The 15,809-nt window shown below is 62.9% G+C and carries 13 protein-coding genes; 7 read left to right on the forward strand and 6 right to left on the reverse strand.

Annotation, left to right across the window (positions count from 1 at the left end; genetic code table 11):
• Positions 1-6: 6 nt before the first annotated feature.
• Positions 7-2,040: a sensor histidine kinase gene (locus ACQ4V8_RS19675; RefSeq protein ID WP_029496656.1), complete on the reverse strand. Its 2,034-nt coding sequence runs from the start codon at positions 2,038-2,040 to the stop codon at positions 7-9.
• Positions 2,041-2,184: 144 nt separating this feature from the next.
• On the opposite strand from ACQ4V8_RS19675, the gene ACQ4V8_RS19680 reads away from it, so the two are divergent.
• The 5 genes from ACQ4V8_RS19680 to ACQ4V8_RS19700 all read left to right on the forward strand — a co-directional run bounded on the left by ACQ4V8_RS19680 (position 2,185) and on the right by ACQ4V8_RS19700 (position 6,851).
• Positions 2,185-3,177: a TRAP transporter substrate-binding protein gene (locus ACQ4V8_RS19680; RefSeq protein ID WP_029496655.1), complete on the forward strand. Its 993-nt coding sequence runs from the start codon at positions 2,185-2,187 to the stop codon at positions 3,175-3,177.
• 116 nt (positions 3,178-3,293) lie between these two features.
• A complete protein-coding gene (locus tag ACQ4V8_RS19685; protein WP_010401214.1) occupies positions 3,294-3,866 on the forward strand; it encodes a TRAP transporter small permease in 573 nt (190 codons plus the stop codon).
• Positions 3,863-5,143, forward strand: coding sequence for a TRAP transporter large permease (locus ACQ4V8_RS19690; RefSeq protein WP_010401213.1), 1,281 nt, complete (start codon positions 3,863-3,865; stop codon positions 5,141-5,143). Before ACQ4V8_RS19685 ends, ACQ4V8_RS19690 begins: the two co-directional genes overlap by 4 nt.
• Before the next feature lie 506 nt (positions 5,144-5,649).
• Positions 5,650-6,564: a site-specific tyrosine recombinase XerD gene (xerD, locus tag ACQ4V8_RS19695; RefSeq protein WP_436572041.1), complete on the forward strand. Its 915-nt coding sequence runs from the start codon at positions 5,650-5,652 to the stop codon at positions 6,562-6,564.
• An 80-nt stretch (positions 6,565-6,644) separates the two neighbouring features.
• A complete protein-coding gene (locus ACQ4V8_RS19700; RefSeq protein ID WP_010401211.1) occupies positions 6,645-6,851 on the forward strand; it encodes a hypothetical protein in 207 nt (68 codons plus the stop codon).
• A gap of 72 nt (positions 6,852-6,923) precedes the next feature.
• Here ACQ4V8_RS19700 and ACQ4V8_RS19705 read toward each other — a convergent pair whose 3' ends face one another.
• Genes ACQ4V8_RS19705 through ACQ4V8_RS19715 form a run of 3 tightly spaced genes read right to left on the reverse strand, consistent with a single transcriptional unit; the run spans position 6,924 to position 12,412 of the window.
• Entirely contained in the window at positions 6,924-8,201 is a 1,278-nt protein-coding gene (locus tag ACQ4V8_RS19705) for a TolC family protein (protein ID WP_436572042.1), read from the reverse strand.
• Positions 8,188-11,289 carry an efflux RND transporter permease subunit gene (locus ACQ4V8_RS19710; protein ID WP_436572043.1) on the reverse strand — a complete coding sequence of 1,034 codons (3,102 nt, stop codon included), beginning with the start codon at positions 11,287-11,289 and terminating at the stop codon, positions 8,188-8,190. Before ACQ4V8_RS19710 ends, ACQ4V8_RS19705 begins: the two co-directional genes overlap by 14 nt.
• A complete protein-coding gene (locus ACQ4V8_RS19715; RefSeq protein ID WP_436572044.1) occupies positions 11,282-12,412 on the reverse strand; it encodes an efflux RND transporter periplasmic adaptor subunit in 1,131 nt (376 codons plus the stop codon). The genes ACQ4V8_RS19710 and ACQ4V8_RS19715 overlap by 8 nt, the downstream gene beginning before the upstream one ends.
• A 238-nt stretch (positions 12,413-12,650) precedes the next feature.
• Here ACQ4V8_RS19715 and ACQ4V8_RS19720 point away from each other — a divergent pair, with 238 nt between their 5' ends.
• Both ACQ4V8_RS19720 and ACQ4V8_RS19725 read left to right on the forward strand, forming a co-directional pair.
• Complete coding sequence (locus ACQ4V8_RS19720; protein WP_029496652.1) at positions 12,651-13,331, forward strand: response regulator transcription factor; 681 nt, start codon at positions 12,651-12,653, stop codon at positions 13,329-13,331.
• Entirely contained in the window at positions 13,324-14,721 is a 1,398-nt protein-coding gene (locus tag ACQ4V8_RS19725) for a sensor histidine kinase (protein WP_010401207.1), read from the forward strand. The genes ACQ4V8_RS19720 and ACQ4V8_RS19725 overlap by 8 nt, the downstream gene beginning before the upstream one ends.
• On the opposite strand, the gene ACQ4V8_RS19730 is transcribed toward ACQ4V8_RS19725, so the two are convergent.
• Together ACQ4V8_RS19730 and ACQ4V8_RS19735 are read right to left on the reverse strand one after the other, a co-directional pair.
• Positions 14,713-15,024 (reverse strand): hypothetical protein, encoded by a 312-nt coding sequence (locus tag ACQ4V8_RS19730; RefSeq protein ID WP_010401206.1) that lies wholly within the window; start codon positions 15,022-15,024, stop codon positions 14,713-14,715. The genes ACQ4V8_RS19725 and ACQ4V8_RS19730 overlap by 9 nt on opposite strands.
• Positions 15,024-15,743: an MgtC/SapB family protein gene (locus ACQ4V8_RS19735; protein ID WP_196855085.1), complete on the reverse strand. Its 720-nt coding sequence runs from the start codon at positions 15,741-15,743 to the stop codon at positions 15,024-15,026. Before ACQ4V8_RS19735 ends, ACQ4V8_RS19730 begins: the two co-directional genes overlap by 1 nt.
• Positions 15,744-15,809: the final 66 nt, after the last annotated feature.

The raw sequence follows: 15,809 nt of genomic DNA on the forward strand, positions 1-15,809 counted from the left end.
TATTCGTTATTCGTCAGTGCTTGGTGCTTGGTGCTGCGGGCACGGCGCAGCCGGCACGCTGAATGTAAAGATCGTACCGCCAGCAGGGTTGGTGCTGAAGGTCAGCGCGCCGCCGTGAAATTCGATGGCGGTGCGGCAGATGTTCAGGCCCATGCCCATGCCTTCGGATTTGGTCGAGAAAAATGGCGAGAACAGCCGCTCGGCCACGTCTTGCGCAATACCATGGCCATGGTCGATCACGTCCACCGTCACCATGCCTTGCTGCGCATCGTGGCTGGCCCGCAGGCGCAGGATACGCCGTCCGGGCGCGGCATCCTGCATGGCCTCGATGGCGTTGCGCGTCAGGTTTAGCAGCACTTGCTCGATCATCACGGGGTCGGCGCGCAGCAGCGGCAGGTCCGGTGGCAGGTCTTCCTGGATACTGACATAGTATTTGCGCGCCTGCAGGTCGATCAGCGCGCGGATGCCGTCGATCAGGGTGCGGATGGCGATATCCTGGCGCTGCGGCTCGCTCTTGCGCACAAAATCATGCACGCTGCGGATGATCTGGCCGGCCCGTTGCGCTTGCGCGCCGGCCTGTTCCAGCGCCGGCTTCAGGGTGTTCGGATCAACGGGCGCGCCATGCTCGATGGCGCGCTGGATCAGGTTCAGCGCGCCCGTGGTGTAGCTGGAAATTGCCGCCAGCGGCTGGTTCAGTTCATGCGCCAGCATCGAGGCCAGCTCGCCCATGGTGGCCAGGCGCGAACTCGTTTGCAGTTTTTCCTGCTGCTGGCGATTCAGTTCCTCGACCCTTTTTTGCTCCGAAATGTCGAGCACGGAGCCCATCCATCCTGTTTGCTGGCCATTCTTGTCCACCAGCGGCGCTTCGAAGATCAGCACGGGCACGCGCGTGCCGTCGGGGCGCTGGAAATAGGTTTCGAACTGCGGTGTGGCATTGCCGGCCATCGCCTTGACGAAGCGCTGCTGGTATTGCTCAAGTGCTTCCGGTACCCAGTAGGGCATGGGCGGCAGGCAGCCCAGGATTTCCTCGGCCGGGTAGCCAACGATCTGGCAGAACGCCGGATTCACATACGTGACGCGGCCTTCCAGGTCGCGCGCGCGCATGCCCGTCACCAGCGAGTTTTCCATCGCCGTGCGAAACAGCATCTGCTGGCGCAGCGCCCCTTCGGCCACCAGACGGCGAGAAATATGTCGCCACAGGGCCAGCAAGCTCCATAGCAAACCCAGCGACAGGGCAATAACCGAGCCGACCAGCAAATTGGGTAGCAGCTTGGGCTGGCTTTTCACGCTGTCGGTAAACAGGATAATGTTGGCGCCGGGCACATCGAGCGCGCGCTTGTGCGTGTACACGCCGTGACCGGGACCGGCGGCGGCGCGTCGCGCCAGCACCTTGTCGTCACGGTCGATCAGTGAAATCTGGTTATCCTGGGCGAACCACCACGGTACCATTTCATCGAGCAGGCTGCTGATTTGGTAGGTGGCCACCAGGCTGCCCACATAGCGCTGGCCATCGAACAGGGGCTGGTAGTAATCCATCAGCATGGCGCCTGGCGGCGCATCGGGAAAGCCGCTCTGCTGCGCCGGCTGCGCATATTGGCCCCGGTGCAAACGGCGCGCATTGTCGGACGCCGTCAGCGAGGCCGGCGAAAACGACACGGCAGGGGGCAGGCTGTTGTCGCTGCTGGCCAGCATCTTGCCGCTGGCGTCGAGCCACAGCACGCGTTGCAATTCGCGGCCATTGCGCAGCATCTGCTGCAGCCGTTCGTGCACTTTTTCCGTACCCAGCGAGGCGCTGGCGATATCGACGCCCAGGTTAAACAGGCTTTCCTCGTTGCGCGCCAGTTGAAAGCGGATGGTTTGCTCCACCCACAGCGTGTCGGCGATGAGTTGCTCCTGGCGCTCGTTGCTCTCCATCTGGCGCGCCTGCCAGGGCAGCCAGAACAGGATGGAGAGGAACAGCAGCAGCAGGATAACGGGCAGCAGCCAGCGCATCGGGCTCGATAGCTTGAAGCGGCGCGCAAGGGTGGGGGGTGTCGGCATGGCTGGCAGGGTAGCGGCTTATCGGCAGCCGGCTATTGTGGTTAACCACAATAGCCGGGGCGGTTTCTTTGTCAGAGTATCGAATTAGACAAATAATAAAGTGTTTTTAAAACCATTGAGGAGACAAGCATGCAACTGCCACAAATGAAAACCTTGTTCGTCGCGCTGTGCGCCGCCATCGGCACCACCGCCGGCGTTCACGCCTACGCGCAAGCGCCCATCGTCATCAAGTTCAGCCACGTCGTGGCCACCGACACGCCGAAAGGCCAGGCCGCCGAGCGTTTCAAGCAGCTGGCCGAAAAAGCCACGAATGGTAAGGTCAAGGTCGAACTGTACCCGAACAGCCAGCTGTACAAGGACAAGGAAGAACTCGAAGCCCTGCAACTGGGCGCCGTGCAAATGCTGGCGCCATCGCTGGCCAAGTTCGGCCCGCTGGGCGTGAAGGAATTCGAAGCCTTCGACTTGCCCTACATCTTTCCTACCAAGACGGCCTTGTACAACATCACCGAAGGCGAAATCGGCAAGAGTCTGCTGAAAAAGCTGGAGCCCAAGGGTATCACGGGCCTGGCCTACTGGGACAATGGCTTCAAGGTGATGTCGGCCAACAAGCCCTTGCACAACCCGGCCGACTTCAAGGGCTTGAAAATGCGCATCCAGTCGTCCAAGGTACTCGACGCGCAGATGCGCGCGCTGGGTGCCAATCCGCAAGTGCTGGCCTTCTCGGAAGTGTATCAGGCGCTGCAGACGGGCGTGGTCGACGGCACGGAAAATCCGCCATCGAATATGTATACGCAAAAGATGCATGAAGTGCAAAAGCACGTGACCGTGTCGAACCACGGTTACCTCGGCTATGCCGTCATCGTCAACAAGAAATTCTGGGATGGCTTGCCGCCCGATATACGCGCGCAGCTGGAAAAAGCCATGCGCGAAACGACCACGTTTGAAAAAGCCATCGCCCAGCGCGATAACGACCAGGCCATCGACGCCATCAAGAAAGCCGGCAAGACGCAGATCTATACCTTGACGGCGCAGGAACAGGCGGAATGGCGCAAGGCCCTGGCGCCTGTGCAAAAGGCCATGGAAGAGCGCATCGGCAAGGATCTGATCTCTGCCATCAACAAGGAAAGTGCGAAGTAAGTCGCGCTGGCTGCGCCTCCCGGCGCGGTAGGCAGGGCAGCCCCTGCCCATGGCATGAACCGCTCCTGCGCCTCCTGCGCGGGAGTGCGTGTACCCGCATTCTTTGAAAGTCCACCATGAAATTTCTGGATCATCTGGAAGAGTGGCTGATTGCGTCCCTGATGGGCGCCGCCACCTTCATCATTTTCGTCGCGGTCGTGCACCGCTACCTGGCAGGCCTGCCGATACCTGGCCTGCAAGACTTCCTGATACAAATCAACACCAGCTGGGCTCAGGAACTGTGCATCTACATGTTTGTCTGGATGGCCAAGTTTGGCGCCGCGTATGGCGTGCGCACCGGTATTCACGTGGGCGTTGACGTACTGGTCAACCGCATGAACCCGCGCTGGCGCGACCGCTTCATCGTCTTTGGCCTGGCCGCCGGTGCCCTGTTTACGGGCATCGTCGGTACCTTGGGCGCCAGCTTCGTGTGGTCGATTGGCCACACGGACCAGACCTCGGCCGACATGGAAGTGCCGATGTGGCTGGTCTATCTGGCCGTGCCGCTGGGTTCCTACCTGATGTGCTTCCGCTTCCTGCAAGTGATGGTGCATTTCATCCAGACCGGCGCTTTGCCAAAACATGACCATTCGCATGTCGAGGGGCTGGAAGAAGAATTGACGGCGGAAGAAAAAGGAGCCAAGGCATGAACGCGCTGATTATTTTTGTGTTGCTGCTGGCGCTGATGCTGACCGGCATGCCGATCTCCATTTCGCTGGGCCTGACGGTGCTCACTTTCTTGTTTACCATGACCAGTGTGCCCATCGAGTCGGTGGCTCTGAAGATTTTCACGGGCATCGAGAAGTTCGAGATCATGGCCATTCCATTTTTTATCTTGGCGGGTAACTTCCTCACGCATGGCGGGGTGGCGCGGCGCATGATCAACTTCGCCAGCTCCATGGTCGGTCACTGGCATGGCGGCCTGGCGCTGGCTGGCGTGATGGCCTGCGCGCTGTTTGCCGCCGTTTCCGGCTCCAGCCCTGCCACGGTGGTGGCGATTGGCTCCATCATCCTGCCGGCCATGGTCAAGCAGGGTTACCCACGCGGCTTTGGCGCCGGCGTCATCACCACTTCGGGGGCGCTGGGCATCCTGATTCCACCGTCGATCGTGATGGTGATGTATTCCGTCAGTACCAACACCTCGGTGGGCAAACTGTTCATGGCGGGCGTGATTCCCGGCTTGATGCTGGCCATGCTGCTGGGCTTGACCACGTGGTTCCTGGCGCGCAAGAACAACTATCCGCGCATGAAGAAGGCCAGCTGGAAGGAGCGCTTCGTCACGTTCAAGAAGAGCGCCTGGGGCTTGCTGCTGATCGTCATCGTCATGGGCGGCATCTACTCGGGTGCCTTCACGCCGACCGAAGCGGCTGCCATGGCTGCCGTGTATGCCTTCATCATTGCCGTCTTCGTCTACAAGGACTTGAAGATCAAGCAAGTGGGCAAGGTCTTGCTTGATTCGGCCGCCATGTCGGCGATGCTGTTATACATCATCACCAATGCCGTGCTGTTCTCGTTCCTGATGACCAGCGAAAACATCCCGCAAGCGATGGCCGAGTGGATCACGGGCAAGGGCTTGGGCGTGATCAGCTTCTTGCTCGTAGTGAACGTGCTGCTGTTGTTGGCTGGTAACGTCATGGAACCGTCGTCCATCGTGCTGATCATGGCGCCGATTTTGTTCCCCGTCGCCATGAAGCTCGGTATCGATCCTGTGCACTTCGGCATCTTGATCGTGGTCAATATGGAGGTCGGCATGTGCCATCCGCCGGTGGGCTTAAATCTGTACGTGGCGTCCGGCATCACCAAGATGGGTATCTCGGAGTTGACCGTGGCCGTGATGCCATGGCTGATGACAATGCTGGCCTTCCTGATGCTGATTACTTACGTACCACAAATCTCGCTGTGGCTGCCAAATTTAATTTACAACTAAAATGGTTGTCCCCGTCATGGCGCAAAAAAAGTCGATTCCGCCGAATATATGCGCTATGATGGGGCGCCTTGAGGGGAAAAACGTCTATGCTTATGCGTCTCGGTAGCAAGGCTGAAATGCAGAATTGGTAACAAGCTTAGTGGGGGAGTGGTCTATAAAAACGGTATTGATGCCGGGGATATATTGAGGAGACACACGTTTCACAGAAGTCGTTGGGTCACCGCTGTCTGCGGCCACAAGTCGGCACAGCTGGGCTCAAACGACCGGGAACGTGAAGCAATATTTGAAGCGCACCGACGGTGCGCTTTTTTTTCGTGCGCGGATAACGTCCGCCCATCTGCCCGCAGACGGTGCATAATCGGCAGCGCGTACCAAGCGCATGAAGTTGTATATTTGCCACACTTAAACTTTAATTAGTAGATGAAAAAACAACAGGGTAGTGCGCTGTTCAGCGCCATCGTGGCCGCGCCATTTGGCGTCATGGGCATAGGATGGTCAAAACGATCATGAACAGCCTGCTGGCACCCGATAATACGACACTCATCGATGAATTCTGCGACAGCCTGTGGCTCGAGGATGGCTTGTCGAAAAACTCGCTCGACGCTTACCGGCGCGATATGCGTCTGTTCGCACGCTGGCTGGAAGTGGCGCGGCCCGGGCGCGAGAGCCTGTACGAGGTTTGCGCGGCCGATATCGCAGCGTATTTCGCCGCCCGCCACGACGAGAGCAAGGCGACGTCGTCGAACCGGCGCTTGTCCGTGCTCAAGCGCTTTTACCAGTTGGCCCTGCGCCACAAGCATATCGCCGCTGACCCCTGCCTGAAGATGGTCTCGGCCAAGCAGCCCGCGCGCTTCGTGCATACCCTGAGCGAAGCGCAGGTGGAAGCGCTGCTGGCGGCGCCCGACGTGAGCACGCCGCTGGGCCTGCGCGAGCGCACCATGCTCGAACTCATGTACGCGAGCGGCTTGCGCGTGTCGGAACTGGTGGACTTGAAGTCGGTGGAATTGAGCTTGAACGATGGCGTGCTGCGCATCACGGGCAAGGGTAGCAAGACGCGCCTGGTGCCGTTCGGAGAGCAGGCGCGGCTATGGATCGAGCGCTACCTGAAGCAGGCGCGCGGCGTGATCCTCGATGGCCAGATGGATGATGCGCTGTTCGTCACGCGGCGCGGGGGCGCCATGACGCGGCAAATGTTCTGGGTGCTGATCAAGAAACATGCGATGCATGCCGGCATCACGGCGCCGCTGTCGCCGCACACCCTGCGCCACGCATTCGCTACGCATTTACTGAACCACGGCGCGGACTTGCGTGTGGTGCAATTGTTACTCGGGCACTCCGATATTTCCACCACGCAGATTTACACGCATGTGGCGCGTGAACGGTTGAAACTGCTGCATGCCCAGCATCATCCGCGAGGCTAAACATTTGGTGTTTGCTCTAACTACGTCATAATGTGTCTTATGTGCTGATCTGTAACATCTAAAAACTAAAGAGGTAGTAAATGGCCAAGACAAATTTCCAATACGAAAAACGGCAAAAAGAGCTGGAAAAGAAGAAGAAAGCCGAGGAAAAAGCCAGGCGCAAGCTGGAAGCGAAAAACAATCCCAAGCCAGCTGACGGCAGCGAGGGCGATGAGCCGGACGCGGACGACGCTGATGACGCCGCAGATGCGCCGGCCGAAGGCGACGCGCCCGCCCAGCCGCAGTAATCGCCTGTCCTTGGTGACCGGTGCGGCCACGCCGCGCCGGCATCTCTTCGTTCTACCTTCTACCTTCCCCCGCTACAAGCGCGGCCGCTGGCCGATCGCCAGTTGCAGCTGTGTACTGGCGATGGCGGCATCGGCGCGCGCCTGCACATAGCCCTGGTAAGCTTCATCGGCCGAACGCTGCGCCGCCAGCCACTCCAGCAGCGAGGCATTGCCTTTGACGTAAGACAGGCGCATGCCATCGACCACCGTTTGCGCATCGACCAGCACGCCATCGCGGTAGCGCGCCAGCCTGTCCTGCGCCGCACGCAGCTGACGCTGCGCCGTGCGCACCTGCGTTTCCGCTTGCAATTGCGCCTGGCGCAAGGCCAGCATCGCCTGCGTCACGTCCGCTTCGGCTTGCACTATGTCACCCTCGTCGCGTCGCGACAGGGGGATGGGGATGGCCAAAGAGAGGGAGAGGGCGCGCGAACGTGCCGCGCCATCGACGCGATTGCCGCTGCCATCGACGCCGTCATGGTAGCCGCGCGCGGCTGCCAGGCCCAGCGTGACGGTAGGATCGACGTAGCGGTTGGCGCGCACCAGCGCCGCGCCGTCGCGCAGCTTGTCCAGGGTGGCGCGGGCAATGCGCACGTCGCTGCGCGCGTCGAGTGCCTGCGGCACCAGTACGCTGGCATCCTTGTTCTCATACGCGGCGAAGTCGCATGCCAGCTGGGCGTCTGGAAACAGCGTCTCGAACTGGCGTCCCAGCGGCGGCGACAGGGCCAGCATGGCGCTGTCCAGCTCGCCGAGTGCCTGCGCCAGGTCGGCCTGAAACTGGTCGCGTTCCACGCGCGACTGCAGCAGCTCGATGCCGCCCACATCGCCGGCCTTGCGCCGCACGGCGTTCGCTTGCACCACTGTCGACAGCGCTGCCATGGTCTGCTGCTTGCGCGCGGCGACTTCGCGCGTGCGGCACGCTTGCGTAAACGCAGCGGCGGCCGTCGCATACAGCTCGTACTTGAAGCCGGCCACCGTTGCCTCGGCCAGCGCGACATTGCTGTGCGCGGCCTTGATGCGCGCAGCGCGCTTGCCGCCCGTCTCGATAGCCATGCTGATGGCCGGGTTCCACGTGACGGGACGGTGTTCGACGCTGCGCACCGTCTCGCGCGTGGCGCCGAGCGTGAATTCGGGATCGGGACGCAAGCCGGCGATACCGATGCCGGCCTTGGCCGAGACGATGCTGGTCTGCTGCGCCTGCAGCTCCAGGCTATTTTTTTCCACGGCAGCCAGATAGGTGTCGAAGTTCAAGGGGCTGGCAATGGCGCTGGGCGCGATCAGCCAGGCCGTCAGCAGTAGATTAAAACGTGTCATGCTTCACTCCTTTGTCGTTCAGGCGTTTTTGTATGCACGCCTCGATCAGGTAATACAGGGCTGGCAACAGCAGCAGGGTTAGCGCCGTTGCCGTCACCAGCCCGCCCACTACCACGGTAGCGAGCGGGCGCTGCACGTCGCTGCCCAGGCCCGTCGCCAGCATGGCCGGCGTCAGGCCCAGGGCAGCCACGGTGGCCGTCATCAGCACGGGACGCATGCGCTCACGCGCGCCTTCAAGCACGGCGTCGCGCAGGCTGCGGCCCTCGTCGGCGCGCAAGCGATTGATTTGCGCCAGCATCAGGACGGCATTCAATACCGCCACGCCGAACAGGGCGATGAAGCCCACTGCGCTCGAAACATTCAAGCTCATGCCGCGCAGGTGCAGCGCGGCCAAGCCACCGAGCATCGCCAGTGGCACGGCCAGCAAGACCAGTGCGGCCTGGCGCAGGTTGCCGAATTGGCCAAACAGCAGCAGGAACATGGCACCCAGGGTCATCGGCAGTATCAGGGCCAATCGGCTCTGCGCGCGTTGCAGGTTTTCGAACTGGCCGCCCCATTCGACGCTGATGCGCTGGTGCTCGTCTGCCACGGCTTGCGCCACCAGGGGCCGTGCTTCGGCCAGGAAGCCGGCCAGGTCGCGCCCGCGGGCATTCAGGCGCACGATGATGTGGCGCCGTCCCATTTCGCGTACGATCACGCTTTCGCCCGAGGTGGTGCTAATGCTTGCCACCTGTGCCAGTGCAATCCTGGCGCCGTTGGCAGCGGTGAGCATCAGTTTGGCGATGGCATCCGGGTCGGCGCGCGCGGCGGGCGGGAAGCGCACGGCGATGTCGTAGCTTTTCTCGCCCACGTAGACTTGGCCGATGGGCGCGCCGCCGATGCCGGTGGAAATCAGGTCGGCCACCTCGGCCGCGTTGATGCCGTAGCGGGCTGCCTTGGCCCGGTCCAGCTCCACTTTCAGGTTCGGCAGTGGCGGCTCCACGTCCACCGCCACGTCGGAGGCGCCGGGGACGCCTTGCAATATGCGCGCCACCTTGCCAGCGATGGCGCGCACTTCGTCGAGGTCGTTGCCGAAGATTTTCACCGTCAGGTCACTGTGCGCGCCCGATAATTTATCTTGCACGCCATCGATCATCGGCTGCATGAAAGCCACCGTATAGCCGGGCATGCGGGCGAAGCGCTGCTGCATTTTTGCGATCAGCTGCTGCTTGCTCAGGCCCGACTTCCAGCTCTTGTACGGATGCAGGCCCACGCTCGCCTCGATGTGCGATGGCGTCCAGTAATCGGTGCCGTCGTCGTTGCGCCCCGTCTGCGTGACGATGCTCGACACCTCCGGGAATTCCAGCGCGGCGCGGCGCAGTTCACTCGCCATCGCGGAGGCCTTGCCCAGGGTGATGCCGGGAGGCATCTGCACCTGCAGCCACAAGGAGCCTTCATCGAGATAGGGCAGGAAGTCGCGTCCGATACTGCCACCCAGGAACACCAATCCTGCCAGCGAGGCGGCGCACACCGCCACCACCCAGCGCTTGCGACCCACCATGCGTTCGAGGAAGCGGCCATAGGCGGCCGCCAGCTGTTCCAGCACGCGGTTGTGGAAGGTGCGCTGCGGCTTGCGCAAAGCCAGCCAGGCCAGGCCCGGAATCAGCAGCAGCGCCACGACCAGCGCGCCCACCAGCGCTGCGCCCACCGTAAATGCCATGGGCGAAAACAGTTTGTACTCAATGCGCTGGAAGGCGAACAGGGGCAAATAGGCAGCGATGATGACGGCCATGCCGAACATGATGGGGCGCGCTACTTGCAGGGTCGCCTCGATGGCATCCTGCAGCGTGAGGGCCCGCTCCTGTTCCCGTTCACGGCGGCGCAGCATGTTTTCCAGCACCACCACCGAGCCATCGACGAGGATGCCGAAGTCAATCGCCCCCAGCGACAGCAAATTGGCGGGAATTTTAAAATGGTGCATGAAGATGAAGGCGATCAGCAGTGCCAGCGGGATCGTCAGCGCGACGATGGCCGCGGCGCGCGGGCTGCCCAGGAACAGCAGCAGCACCAGGGCGACCAGCAGCATGCCTTCGCCCAGGGTAAGGCCGACCGTGTGCACGGTGGCGTCGATCAGCGAACTGCGGTCCAGGTAGGGCACCACTTTCACATCCTTGGGCAGCACATTGGTGTTCAAGTCATCGACGGCCGCATGGATGCCGGCCAGCGCTTCGGACGCATTGAAGTCCTTCAGCAGCAAGGTGATGCCTTCGATGGTGTCGGGGTTGTCATCCTTGCCCAGGATGCCGCGCCGCTCCACGTTGCCGTAGGCGAGTTTGCCCAGGTCCTTTACCAGCACGGGTACGCCGTTCTTGCTGCTGACGACGACGTTGCCCATGTCGCCCAGCGAATGGAGCAAGCCCACGCCGCGCACCACGTACGATTGCTGGCCGCGGTCGATGGTGCTGCCACCGCCGCTGATGTTGTTGGCGTTGATGGCGTCCTTGACCTGCGCCAGCGACAAGCCGTAGCTGTCCAGTTTTTCTGGGTCGAGTTCCAGCATGAACTGTGTCGTCAGGCCGCCGAAATTGCTGACGTCGGCCACGCCGCGCACTTGCTGCAGGCGCGGCATCACGCTCCAGAACTGCAGTTCGGACAGTTCGCGCAAGGAGCGTGTTTTCGATTCCAGCGTGTAGCGGTAGATTTCGCCCGTGGGCGAGGTATAGGGGTCTAGCCCCGGCTTGGCCGCGTATGGCAAGGTGATGCTGGCGAGGCGCTCCTGCAGCCGCTGGCGCGTGAAGTAGCCATCGCTGCCATCGTCAAATACCACCGTGACCAGCGACAGCGCGAACAGGCTGCGCGTGCGCAGCACATGCATGCCCGGCGTGCCCAGCAGGGCGCGCTCCAGCGCAATAGTGATTTGCTGCTCGATTTCCTCGGCGCCCAGGCCCGGCACCTGCGTGACGATTTGCGAGGTGACGTCGGCGATGTCGGGATAGGCTTCGATGGGCAGCTGCTTCCAGCAGTAGACGCCATAGGCGGCGACGAACAGCAGTATCAGCCAGACGATGCCGCGCCGTTGGCAGCAGGTAGCGATGAAACGTTCAATCATTGAGCAGCACTCCTTCTTTGACGACGATGCGCTCGCCCGCCTTCAGGCCAGCGAGGATTTCCACCTGCCCGCCATGGCTGGCACCCACTTCCACCGTGCGCGGCGCGAAGTGCAACGGGTCGCGTTCGACCATCACACGCGTCAACAAACCACTTTGCAGCACGGCGGACGCGGGCACCAGAATGGCGCGGCGGCTGGCGCCGGCAAAATTTGCGCGGGCGAACATGCCGGGCTTGAAGGTGCCGCCGCGGTTGTCGATGGCCACGCGCACTTTCACCGTGCGCGTCTCGGGATCGAGCACCGCGCCGACATAAGCGACCTTGCCCTCGAAGTTCTTGCCGGGCCAGGCATCGACGCTGATGCGCGCTTGTTGTCCCACTGCCACTTGCGCCAAGTCCCTTTCGGCCACGTTGGCCGACAGCCACACGGTGGACAGATCGGCCACCGTCATGATGGGTGCATTGATATCGTTCCAGTAGCCGCCCTGGGCACCATCCATGGCGATCACGGTGCCGGCGATGGGCGAGTGCAGGACGTAGTTGCGGTGCGAACCGCGCGCGCTGGCACCGTATTGGGCCAGCTTGTCGGCGCTGGCCTGGGCGTCGCTGCCGGCCTGGTCGTAAATCGCCTGCGCCGCTTCGTATTCCTTGCGCGCGGCGATCTGCGCCTCGAACAGGATTTTCTGGCGCGCCAATTCCTGGCGCGCCTGCAGCAGGGCGGAGCGCGCCTTGCTGTCGTCTGCGTAGGCGGCGCTCAGTTCAGCGGAGTCCAGAGTGAACAGCGGGTCGCCCGCCTTGACGCTGTCGCCCAGCAAACGCTGCAAGCTGGTGATGCGCCCGGCCAGGGGCGCGGTGATTTTTACCATTTTTTCCGGCATCGCTTCGATGCTGCCCGGCGCCTCCGTCTGGGTGGCGATATCCTGTTCCAGCACGGCGGCGATCTGCAAGCGCTGGCGCAGGGGAGACATGTTGTCGACGGCGATGCTGCCGTCGTCCAGATGCGTCGCTTGGGCCGGCGGCGTGAGCGCTAGCGTCGGTTTTTCGCAGCCGCAGAGCAGTGAGCAACTGACGGCCACGGCGAGCGCGTAGCAGGCGCCGATGGTGTTGGGGGTGGTCGTGTTCATCCCTTGTTTCCTTCTTGTTGATGATGATGGGGCATGCGTCGCTGCCATGCCCAGGCGGGCGGTCAGGGGGGCGGGTAGCGTCATGAGAACGGGCGCACTACAGCGCCGCGAAAGCATAGCAATGCCGTCCTGAAGAAGCGCCCAAGAATGCCTGAATCATTCTTCAGGTTCCGTGCGCAGATGGTGCGGCGCGGTAAAATGCGAGCATGTAAAACGCAGCGCAACAGGAAAAGCAGGCATGAGAATCCTCTTGGTGGAAGACGACCGCAAGGCGGCGCGCCTGCTGGCGCGCGGCTTGCAGGAAGAAGGCTTCGTGGTCGACGTAGTGCACAGCGCCGAGCAAGGCGAGGACGAAAGCTACGCCGTCGATTACGATGTGATCGTGCTGGACTGGATGTTGCCGGGCAAGCAGGGCATCGATTTTTGCCGTGACTTGCGCGCGCGCGCCATTCAGACGCCCGTGCTGATGCTCACCGCGCGCGACGCCACGGCCGACCGGGTGGCGGGCCTGAACACGGGCGCCGACGATTACCTTACCAAACCGTTCGAATTCGAGGAACTGCTGGCGCGTATCCGCGCCTTGCTGCGCCGCTCCGATATCAGCCGCCCGCTGGTGCTGGCGCTGGCCGACTTGACGCTCGATCCTGTCAGCCATCAGGCGACGCGCGCTGGCGTGCCGCTGGTGCTTACGCCCAAGGAATATGCGATTCTATTGATCTTGCTGCGCCAGGCGGGCGAAGTAGTCAGTCGCGCTCGCCTGGCCGAACAAATATGGCAGGCGGACCTGATTGGTATCGACAACTTGATCGATGTTCACGTACGCAACTTGCGGGGCAAGGTGGATGCGCCTGGCTTGCCGCCATTGATACATACGGTGCGCGGACGCGGTTTCCGGCTGGCGGAAAATAACGGTGGCTAGCTTTCGCAAGCGCCTGCTGCGGGTGCACCTGGCCGCCATCCTTGCCATCGTCGCCTGTACCGCGCTGGCCGGCTACTGGGGCCTGTCGCGCGCCGTGCATGGCCAGCTCGACGCGGCCCTGCTGGCACTGGCCGAGACGGAAATGGCCATGCTGCCCGCTGCGCCGCGCCAGCCCGTGCAGGTGCACGAGGTGGCGTCGGGTCAGGCGCCGCCTTCTTTGACGCGGCTCGATCGCCTGGTACAGATCATCGATAATGAAGGCCGCGTGCTGGCGCGCAGCCGCAACCTGGAAGCGGCGCAGTTACCGGCGCCACCGGCCTTGCTGGCGCGCCTGGCGGCCGGCGAGACTGTCTTTGAAACGCTACCCAAGTTTGGCGAGGAGCCGCTGCGCATGGTTTCCATCCCCGTAGCCACATCCGGCTCGCGCCTGGCGGTGCAGGTGGCCGGTTCGCTGGACGACGCCAACCATGTGCTGGCTGCGGCCACCGTGCTGTTTGGCGCCATGGCGCTGGCCTTGCTGGCGGCCGTGGGGCTGGCAGGCGAAATGCTCACGCGCCGTGTGCTGGGCGCCATCGACGACGTGGTGCGGCAGGCGCATTCGATCGGCGAAGCGAGCTTGCACCAGCGCCTGCCGCATCCCGGTACGCAAGACGAGATCGGCCGTCTGGTCGATACCCTCAATGCCATGCTGGAACGCCTGCAGCACGGCTATGATGCGCAGCGCCGCTTCACGGCTGACGCCTCGCACGAACTGCGCTCACCGCTGTCGCGCCTGCGCACGGAAATCGAAATCACCTTGCGCCGCCCGCGCGAGGCCGCTGAATATGTCGATGCCTTGGCCTCTTGTCTCGATGAAGTGCAGCGCTTGACGACCCTGGTGCAAGAATTGCTGATGCTCACGCGCCTCGATGCGGGCCAGGAGCGCAATGCCGTGGAAACCATCGCACTCAATCCGCTCGTGCGCGCGGCCGTGCAGCGCCTGGAAAGGCCGGCAGCGCAGCGCGGCATCCGTATCGTCTTCGATGAAGGCGTGGCCGTGCACGCGCGGGTGGCGGCCGGTCCGGTGGACCTGGTGCTGGCCAACCTGCTCGATAACGCTGTGAAGTTTTCGCCGCCCGACAGCGTCATCAGCGTCCATGCGCGGCGCGAGGGCGAGCATGCGCTGGTGGGCGTGGCGGACGCAGGAGCGGGCATTGGCGTGGAAGACTTGCCGCATCTGTTCGAGCGTTTTTACCGCGGCGCCAAGGCGCGCGCGGGCGAGGCACCCGGCTTCGGCCTGGGCCTGGCCCTGTCGCAAGCCATCGTGCACGCGTATGGCGGCAGTATCGAGGCGCAGAATCTCCCCGCTGGCGGCGCGCTGTTCAGCATACGCCTGCCAGCGTCAGATTGAGGGTGCCACGCCTTCCCAGCGCACTTGCCGCACTTGTGGCCAGGCACCCGCGCGGTTGACGAAGCGCACCAGCACGGCGCGCTGTACGGCCTGGCATAGCACCGTGGCGATCAGCTGCACCACTTGCCTGGCTGCGTCCCAGCTGCGCAGCATTTGCGACGGCGCCAGGCCAGCGCCCTTGAGTTCGGCCAGCAGCAGGCGCACCACGTGGTCGGCCTGCGCCGCAGGGCAGGTGATGCTCAGGCGGTAGGTGGCCACGATGGGAGCGCGCCTGGTAAACCAATGGAAGAATTTTTTCATCATCACACTCCCCGCTCGGCGACAAATTCCGCGTTGTTGACCAGCGCCCAGCGCACGGCCGAGACGCTGCCTTCCAGGCTGACCTGGCTGACGATTTGCTCCAGCAATCCCAGGCTGGACAAAGGTGTGAGCAGGTCGGCGCGCACTTCAATGCGTCCCGCCTGTGCCGCGTCTTCGCTGTGCAAGGATTGCAGCATCAGCGCCGGCATGCCGCTGATCAAGCGCAGCATCAGCTTGCGCACCTGCACTTCCTGCTCCGCTTCGCATACGGCCGTGACGCGGTAAATGCTTTCCGTCTCGATGCCCGCTTCGCTGCCGTGGGCGTTGATGCGTTGCGCCAGGTGGCGCAGTACCAGGTTGGCGACCAGTACGAAGCCCGTGCCGATGGCCGCTTCCAGCGCAAAGCCAAGGCCGCACAGCACACCGATGGCGGCCGAGCACCACAGGGTGGCGGCCGTGTTCAGGCCGCGTACCGTCATCCCTTCGCGCATGATGACGCCGGCGCCAAGAAAGCCGATGCCCGACACCACCTGCGCGGCGATGCGCAGGTGGCCATCGGGGTCGCCTTCGAGCACGGAGACCATCACGAACAGCGAGGCGCCGACGGCGACCAGCGCATTCGTGCGCAGGCCCGCCATGCGCTGGCGCAGCTGGCGTTCGGCGCCTATCATGGCGCCCAGGGTCAAAGCTGCGGCAACGCGCAGCGCAAAGTCAAATACCACCATGAGTTTCTCCCGGCTGGGGAGCAACAGGCGAGTGCGAGGGCGAAGACAATTCGCCCCGAAAGG

This window comes from Janthinobacterium paucivorans (assembly GCF_051380805.1).
Taxonomy (GTDB): domain Bacteria; phylum Pseudomonadota; class Gammaproteobacteria; order Burkholderiales; family Burkholderiaceae_D; genus Janthinobacterium; species Janthinobacterium lividum_D.